This window comes from Streptomyces sp. NRRL S-495, assembly GCF_000966955.1.
Lineage (GTDB): Bacteria > Actinomycetota > Actinomycetes > Streptomycetales > Streptomycetaceae > Kitasatospora > Kitasatospora purpeofusca.
Window position 1 is genome coordinate 1 of record NZ_JZWY01000185.1, and the last position, 6720, is coordinate 6720.

The 6720-nt window shown below is 73.9% G+C and carries 8 protein-coding genes; 5 read left to right on the plus strand and 3 right to left on the minus strand.

Annotated elements, in window-relative coordinates; genetic code table 11:
* Positions 1–259 precede the first annotated feature (259 nt).
* The 4 genes from VR45_RS11700 to VR45_RS48555 all read left to right on the plus strand — a co-directional run bounded on the left by VR45_RS11700 (position 260) and on the right by VR45_RS48555 (position 3199).
* Entirely contained in the window at positions 260–1582 is a 1323-nt protein-coding gene (locus VR45_RS11700) for a M20/M25/M40 family metallo-hydrolase (RefSeq protein ID WP_045939643.1), read from the plus strand.
* A 208-nt stretch (positions 1583–1790) separates the two neighbouring features.
* Positions 1791–2036, plus strand: a complete 246-nt coding sequence (locus tag VR45_RS11705) for a chaplin (RefSeq protein WP_045939640.1) — start codon at positions 1791–1793, stop codon at positions 2034–2036.
* Positions 2037–2280: 244 nt separating this feature from the next.
* Entirely contained in the window at positions 2281–3114 is an 834-nt protein-coding gene (locus VR45_RS48550; RefSeq protein WP_078896435.1) for a chaplin, read from the plus strand.
* A gap of 7 nt (positions 3115–3121) precedes the next feature.
* A complete protein-coding gene (locus VR45_RS48555; RefSeq protein WP_234325944.1) occupies positions 3122–3199 on the plus strand; it encodes a hypothetical protein in 78 nt (25 codons plus the stop codon).
* A gap of 262 nt (positions 3200–3461) precedes the next feature.
* Here the strand turns inward: VR45_RS48555 and VR45_RS11715 are convergent, their stop codons facing one another.
* Positions 3462–3656 (minus strand): DUF5703 family protein, encoded by a 195-nt coding sequence (locus VR45_RS11715; RefSeq protein WP_255360265.1) that lies wholly within the window; start codon positions 3654–3656, stop codon positions 3462–3464.
* A 336-nt stretch (positions 3657–3992) separates the two neighbouring features.
* On the opposite strand from VR45_RS11715, the gene VR45_RS11720 reads away from it, so the two are divergent.
* Positions 3993–4598 (plus strand): hypothetical protein, encoded by a 606-nt coding sequence (locus tag VR45_RS11720; RefSeq protein WP_030395881.1) that lies wholly within the window; start codon positions 3993–3995, stop codon positions 4596–4598.
* A gap of 49 nt (positions 4599–4647) precedes the next feature.
* On the opposite strand, the gene VR45_RS11725 is transcribed toward VR45_RS11720, so the two are convergent.
* Complete coding sequence (locus VR45_RS11725) at positions 4648–5286, minus strand: ester cyclase (RefSeq protein WP_045939641.1); 639 nt, start codon at positions 5284–5286, stop codon at positions 4648–4650.
* Between the two features lie 224 nt (positions 5287–5510).
* Positions 5511–6720: ATP-dependent RecD-like DNA helicase (locus tag VR45_RS11730; RefSeq protein ID WP_045939642.1), on the minus strand; the 1210-nt coding region annotated here is incomplete at its 5' end.

The following is a 6720-nucleotide window of genomic DNA, read 5'->3' on the forward strand; positions in this document are numbered from 1 at the left end:
CCCGGACCGGGTGTTGTCTCAGCGGCTTCCTTCTGTTCGTCGGCCGCGCTGACAGATGTAACTGTAGCAGTGATCCGCTGCCGGTCCCAAAACGGGCCTGGGCGGGGGAGTGGGGGTTGCGGCGGTGTGTCGGCGTGTTTCCTGGGGGTGGATCCGGGTCGGGGGCTGGGAGAGGATGGGTGGACGTGCTCGTGCGACCCGGGTGCAGGTCCTGGGGCGGCGCTGGGGTGCCGGTGCGGGCCAGAGACGAGGAGTGACCGTGAGCGAGCGGAGCGAGTCGAAGGTGACGGGGGAGTCCGAGGTCGCCGACATCTGCCGCGATCTGATCCGGATCGACACCAGTAACTACGGCGACGGTTCCGGTCCGGGCGAGCGGAAGGCGGCCGAGTACGTGGCCGAGCAGCTCGCGGAGTTCGGCCTCGAACCGCAGATCATCGAGTCCGCCAAGGGGCGGGCCTCCACCGTCGTCCGGATCGAGGGCGAGGACCGGTCCCGGCCGGGCCTGCTGATCCACGGGCACACCGACGTCGTGCCGGCCAACGCCGCGGACTGGACGTACGACCCGTTCTCCGGCGAGATCGCGGACGGCTGCGTCTGGGGGCGCGGCGCGGTCGACATGAAGGACATGGACGCGATGACCCTGGCGGTGGTGCGCGACCGGCTGCGCACCGGCCGCAAGCCCCCGCGGGACCTGGTGCTGGCCTTCGTCGCCGACGAGGAGGCGGGCGGCACCTACGGCGCGCGGTACCTGGTGGACAAGCACCCGGGGCTCTTCGAGGGTGTGACCGAGGCGATCGGCGAGGTCGGCGGCTTCTCCTTCACCGTCAACGACCGGAATCGGCTCTACCTGATCGAGACGGCCGAGAAGGGCATGCACTGGATGCGGCTCACGGTCGAGGGCCGGGCCGGGCACGGGTCGATGGAGAACAACGACAACGCCATCACCGAGCTGTGCGAGGCGGTGGCCCGCCTCGGGCGGCACGAGTTCCCGCTGCGCATCACCAAGACCGTCCGGGCCTTCCTGGACGAGCTGTCGGACGCGCTCGGCGTCGAGCTCGACCCGGAGAACATGGACGAGACGCTCCGGGTGCTCGGCGGCATCGCCAAGATGATCGGCACCACGCTGCGCAACACCGCCCAGCCGACCATGCTCGGCGCCGGGTACAAGGTGAACGTGATCCCCGGCCAGGCCACCGCGCACGTGGACGGCCGCTTCCTGCCCGGCTACGAGGAGGAGTTCCTGGCCGAGCTGGACAGCGTGCTCGGCCCGCGGGTGAAGCGGGAGAGCCTGCACTCGGACAAGGCGATCGAGACGAGCTTCGACGGGGCCCTGGTCGAGGCGATGCAGACCGCGCTGCGTGCCGAGGACCCGATCGCCCGGGCGGTGCCGTACTGCCTGTCCGGCGGGACGGACGCCAAGTCCTTCCAGGACCTCGGGATCCGCTGCTTCGGGTTCGCCCCGCTCCAGCTGCCGCCGGAGCTGGACTTCGCCGGGATGTTCCACGGGGTGGACGAGCGGGTGCCGGTGGACGGCCTGAAGTTCGGCGTGCGGGTGCTGGACCGGTTCCTCGACGCCTGCTGAGCGGGACGGGAGTCGCACGGTGGTGCACCGTGCGGCTCCCGTGTTTGCGGACAGCGGGGCGGACGGATTCCGGCCCGGCAGTTCGATGACCTGTTCGTCGTATCACCGGTCCGGGTGAATGCGACGTCTGTTCCGTACCCCGTTTGCCGCAATCTCGTTGCTTCCTGTGATGGCCCGGAGCCGATATCCGGGTGTTCATACAGGAGGAATGATGAAGGTCAAGAAGATCGCCGCCGTGACCGCCGCCGCCGGTGGCCTGGTGCTCGCCGCCACGGGTGTCGCCTCCGCCCACGGTGGGGCCGGTGCCGAGGGTGTGGCCGCCGGTTCCCCGGGTGTGGTGGCCGGCAACCAGATCCAGATTCCGGTGCACATCCCGGTCAACGTGTGCGGCAACACCATCAGTGTGATCGGCGTGCTGAACCCGGCGTTCGGCAACCACTGCGCGAACGTCTGATCCTCGATCGGTCGTTGAGTCGGGCCCCCGGGCGGCGGACGCGCTGCGCCGGGGGCGCCTGCGTTTCCGGGGCCGCCCCCGGGATGGCCCATGACATCCCTCGAAAGAGTGAATGGGGGCTGCACGGCTCAACCTCCTTGCGGGTTGCTTCGTTCTCTCCCATGCAGCCGAGGACCTCTCCGCCCAATCGGAAATTCCGACTTTCGGAAGGTCGTCACGTCGTCTCGAAATGTCAGGGGAAAATATGAGGAACGCAGCCAAGAAGGGGCTCCTCACGGCCGTGGCCACCGGCAGTGTGCTGGCCTCGACAGCCGGCTACGCCAGCGCGACCGCCGGGGCGGAGGGCGCGGCAGTGGGTTCGCCGGGTGTCGCCTCCGGGAACTCGGTGCAGGTGCCGGTGGAGGTGCCGATCAACGCCTGCGGCAACACCGTGGATGTGATCGGCGTGCTGAACCCGGCGTACGGCAACAACTGCGCCAACGCCTCCGGGCGTCATGGCGGTGCGCACACGGGCGGCGGCAAGTCGGCCTCGGGCGCGAGCGCCTCGGGTGCGGCCACCGGCTCACCCGGTGTCGCGGCCGGGAACAGCGTTCAGGCCCCGGTGCACATCCCCGTCAACGCCTGCGGCAACTCGGTCGACGTGGTCGGCGCCGCCAACCCGGCCTTCGGCAACGACTGCGCCAACACGGCCGCGCCCGCGCACACCGCTCCGCCCGCCACGCCCGACGAGGACTGCCCGGAGGAGCACGGCTCGCACAACCCGCCGCCGCCCGCCACCGGCCACCCCTCCACCCCGCCCGTCACCCAGACCCCGGGCAGCGGCGTGACCACGCCGGGTACGCCCAGGAACGGCGGCCCGTCGGAGGCCACGCCGTCCGGCGGCGGGACGACGGGTGGCTCCGCGAGCGGAGTGGCCACCCTCCGCGAGCGGAGTGGCCACCCCGGGCACCGGTTCCGGCGTCCAGCAGGGCGGGTCGGCGGGCCAGGCCCGCCCGGCGTCCGCGCGCACCGGAAGCCCGTCCGCGGCCCCGACCGCCGCCACGGCGGGCAGCCAGCTCGCCTCCACCGGCGCCGGTGACACCGAACTGCTCGGCGCGGCCGGTCTGGCCCTGCTGATCGGCGGCGGCGTCCTCTACCGCCGCGCCCGCGCCGGCGCTCGCTGAGCACGTCCGGCGCCGGACTCCCCGGCACACCGGCCCCGGGCCCCACGGCCCGGGGCCGGTGCCGTGCCGGGACGCCGGGAGGTCCGACGGCGTCAGGGGGCCCGGAAAGCCTCAAAACCGGGGGCGGGCCGCCAGGCCGGGATGCGGCAGTCCTGCGGCGCCCCGGCCCCCGTACGGCCCGGTACGGCCGCCGTCACCGGCTCCGGCCGGGCACCGGCTCTGTTGCGGTCACCGGCTCCGTACGGTCATCGGCCCTGGACCGTCACCAGCTCCGAACCTGCCGGATGATCCGCCGGCGCAGCAGCACCGTCCGGCTGCCGTCCGGGAGCAGTCGGAGCCTGTCGAGCTCCCAGTGCCCGTACTCGGCATGATCGGTGAGGAGTTGGCGTGCCGCGTTGCGGGACGTCCCGCGCGGCATGCGCAGCGACTGGTACTCGTACTCCGGCTGCCGGACCAGCTTCGGTGGGGTCAAAACGCTCCTCCTGTGGGACGCCTCCGAGCAAGCCTAAGGCCTGCCTCCGACAGCGGGCCCGGGTATTTTCGGCCGCCCCGGCCCGCACCTGGCTGACTGGACATCAGTTCCGTTGCTCCTGTGGTCGGCATACCCCGGGCGCGCCGGGTGAAGCGACTCCGGGGCGGGCCCGCGCGTGCGCCCGGCGTGCGCCGTCGAGGGCTTCCCGGTGGGGGACAGATGCATGCGGAACGGACATCAGGGGGGAAGTTGCGGTGAAATCGCGGGTGTAGGTGACAACCGCTGTGCGTACCGGCACCGGGGGGAGATAGCGTCTGCACCATGTCTGATGCCGCGCAGCCCACCATTGCCGAGGTACGCGCCGCCGCCGAGGCGGTCAAGGCCGCCATCGACCGTCATCTGGAAGCGGTGTCAAGCCCCAGCGCAGCGGATGATTCCGCTGTGTCCACCGCCTACGAGCAGCTCGCGACGGCGGCCATCGCGTACGACCAACTCCTGTACGAGGTCTACGACGAGGTCACACCCTTCGAGGTCCCCGGGGACGAGGGGCCGGGCGGGTTCCACGGACCCGAACAGCCCGAGGCGATCAGCGTGCTGATCCGCCGCGACTACCACATCGTCGACCCGAAGCGGCTGCGTGCCCAGGCCGAGCGGCTGGACGACTCGCTGACCCCGGAGGGGGCCGCGGGCGACGGGGTGAACGCCGCGATCGGCGTGCTGTTCGGCGAGTTCGAGCCGGACGAGATCGCCGCCCGCAGCGAGGAGTTCGGGCTGGAGGAGGGCGACTCCACGCTCTGGGTGGCGGCTGCCGAGCCGAGCGAGCCGGGGGAGTGGCTGCCGGAGCCGTTCGAGCACGCGGACCCGCAGCTGCTGATCTGCCGCTTCGACGTCAGCGAGGTCTACGACGACGAGGACCTCGACGACTGACCCGCTCCCGTGTCCGCCCCGCGCGCCCGGCGCGCGGGGCGGAGCCCGCTCAGCCGGCGGCGGCGCCGAGCTGGGCGAGGAGGGTGGTGTTGTCCTCGATGTGCCAGTCCTCGGTGATCCGCCGCGCGCCGACGTGCTGGATGTCGATCGCGGTGAACTCCACGGCCTGCCCGCGACCGGCCCGCCCCTCGAACTCCCCGGTGAAATGCCCTCGGAACACCAGCCGGGCGGTGAGCTTGTCCCCCGTGACCAGGAGGTCGGCCAGCTCGCAGCGGAGGTCGGGCACGGCGGCCCGGAAGGCGCGCGAGGCGACGGCCGGGCCGGTGGGCCCCTGCGGCCGCCCGGCCGGGAGGGTGTTGTCCCGGAAGTCCCGGTCGACGGCGGCGTCCAGGTAGCGCTGCTCCCCGGTGTTCCAGAAGGTGTAGAGCTGCTGGGCAAGCCGGATCTCCTGCGCGGCCCGGCGGGCCCCCAGCGAGCCGTCCACGGTGAGCGCCCGGGGCCGGACGAGGTCGGGCGAGCGGTCCACCAGCCGCCAGGCCCGGTCCGCTCCCGGGGCGGAGCCCCGGTCGGCGGAGTCGCGGGCGGTGGCGGCGGTCGCACCGCTGAGGACGGCGGTGGCGGCGAGCAGCCCGGCCAGGGAGCCGGCGAGGGCGGCGGAGACAGGGCGGAACCGCGGCTTCGGACGCATGATTTCGGACGTTCCTCTCGGAGGACGGCCGGCGCGGAGGTGCGCGCCGGGGGATGTCCTCACCCTCCGCCGGTCCGGTGCCATGCGTCCAAGGCTTGCTTTCTACCGGAACGATGAATCGTGTTCATGGCGGGAGGGTGCGCGGGAAGGCCGGAGGGCCCCCTCGACGGACGAGGGGGCCCTCCGACCGGTCCGGTGCGCGGACCGGACGCCGTCCGCGGCCGTCAGTACTCCTGCGCGGCGTTCTCGGCGAGGATCGCGCGCAGCCGCGTGGTGCGCGGCGCGGCCGGGCGCTCGGCGACGGCCTGCGGGAGCGCCGGTCCGGCGGCGTGGACCACCGAGAGGTGCCGCTCGGCCCGGCCGAACGCGGTGTACACCCACTGCCGGCTGAGCGCCGCCGCGGCGTCGTCCGGCACGACCACCACCGCGCCCGGCCAGTGCCGGCCGACCGCCTGGTGGACGGTCAGCGCCCAGCCGTGCCGCAGCTTCTGGGCCTCGGCGGGCGCGACGGTGCGGCGGGTGCCGTCCGGGTACTCCAGGTGCAGACCGGCGGCGTCGCCGTCGACCACCCGGGCCAGCCGGGTGTGGCCGGGCGCGGGCGAGTCGGCGACCCGGTCGCCCGGGTCGAAGCCGGCGAACCGGCCCGGGCCCGGGTTGAGCCGGGCCTTGGCGGCCGCGTTCAGCGCGCGGGTGCCGGCCCCGCCGCCGTGGCCCGGGGTGAGCAGCACGACCTGCTCGGACGGGATGCCGAGGGCGCGCGGGATGGAGTCGGTGAGCAGTTGGATGGCGCGGTGGACGGCCTCCCCGGAGTCCTTGGCGGTCAGGATCACCACCTCCTTGTCCGGCGCCTCGACCGGCTGGAGCTCGCCGATGCCGACGCCGGAGACCAGCTCGCCGATCGGGCCGAAGTCCGGGGTGCGGGAGGCGACGGCCGGGCAGACCTTGGCGGTGAGCAGGTCGGCGAAGAACCGGCCGGGACCGGCGGACCACAGCTGGCCCGGGTCGCCGCTGAGCACCAGTCGGGTGCCGTCGGCCAGCGACTCCAGCAGGGTGGCGGCCAGCTCGACGTCCAGCAGCGGGGCGTCCAGCACGACCAGCAGGTCGAGCGCGAGCGTGCCGTCGGGGGAGCGGCCGGGGCCGGCGGCGCCCGCGAGCAGCTCGGCCAGCGTGGCGACGGGCGCGGGGGCCGGGGCGAGCGCGGCGAAGGCGTGCCGGCCGTGGTCGGTCCAGGTGGCGGCCCAGGCGCGCAGCCCGAGGCCGGTGGCCGCGGCCAGCAGGGCGGCCGGCTCGGCACGGGCGGCCTCGCCGCCGGTGTGCAGGACGAGCGCGCTCCCGGCGGCGGCCCGGACCAGGGCGGCCGCGGAGGAGGACGGGGCGGCCTCGGCGGCGGCCTCCCAGGCGGCCGGGCCGGGCGCGGCGGGTGCCTGCGGGGCG

What these genes read in the sequence shown, in the direction of transcription:
- VR45_RS11705 (WP_045939640.1), top strand. Translation starts at nt 1,791, where the DNA reads ATGATGAAGGTCAAGAAGATCGCCGCCGTGACCGCCGCCGCCGGTGGC.
- VR45_RS48550 (WP_078896435.1), top strand. Translation starts at nt 2,281, where the DNA reads ATGAGGAACGCAGCCAAGAAGGGGCTCCTCACGGCCGTGGCCACCGGC.
- VR45_RS11720 (WP_030395881.1), top strand. Translation starts at nt 3,993, where the DNA reads ATGTCTGATGCCGCGCAGCCCACCATTGCCGAGGTACGCGCCGCCGCC.
- VR45_RS11725 (WP_045939641.1), bottom strand. Translation starts at nt 5,286, where the DNA reads ATGCGTCCGAAGCCGCGGTTCCGCCCTGTCTCCGCCGCCCTCGCCGGC.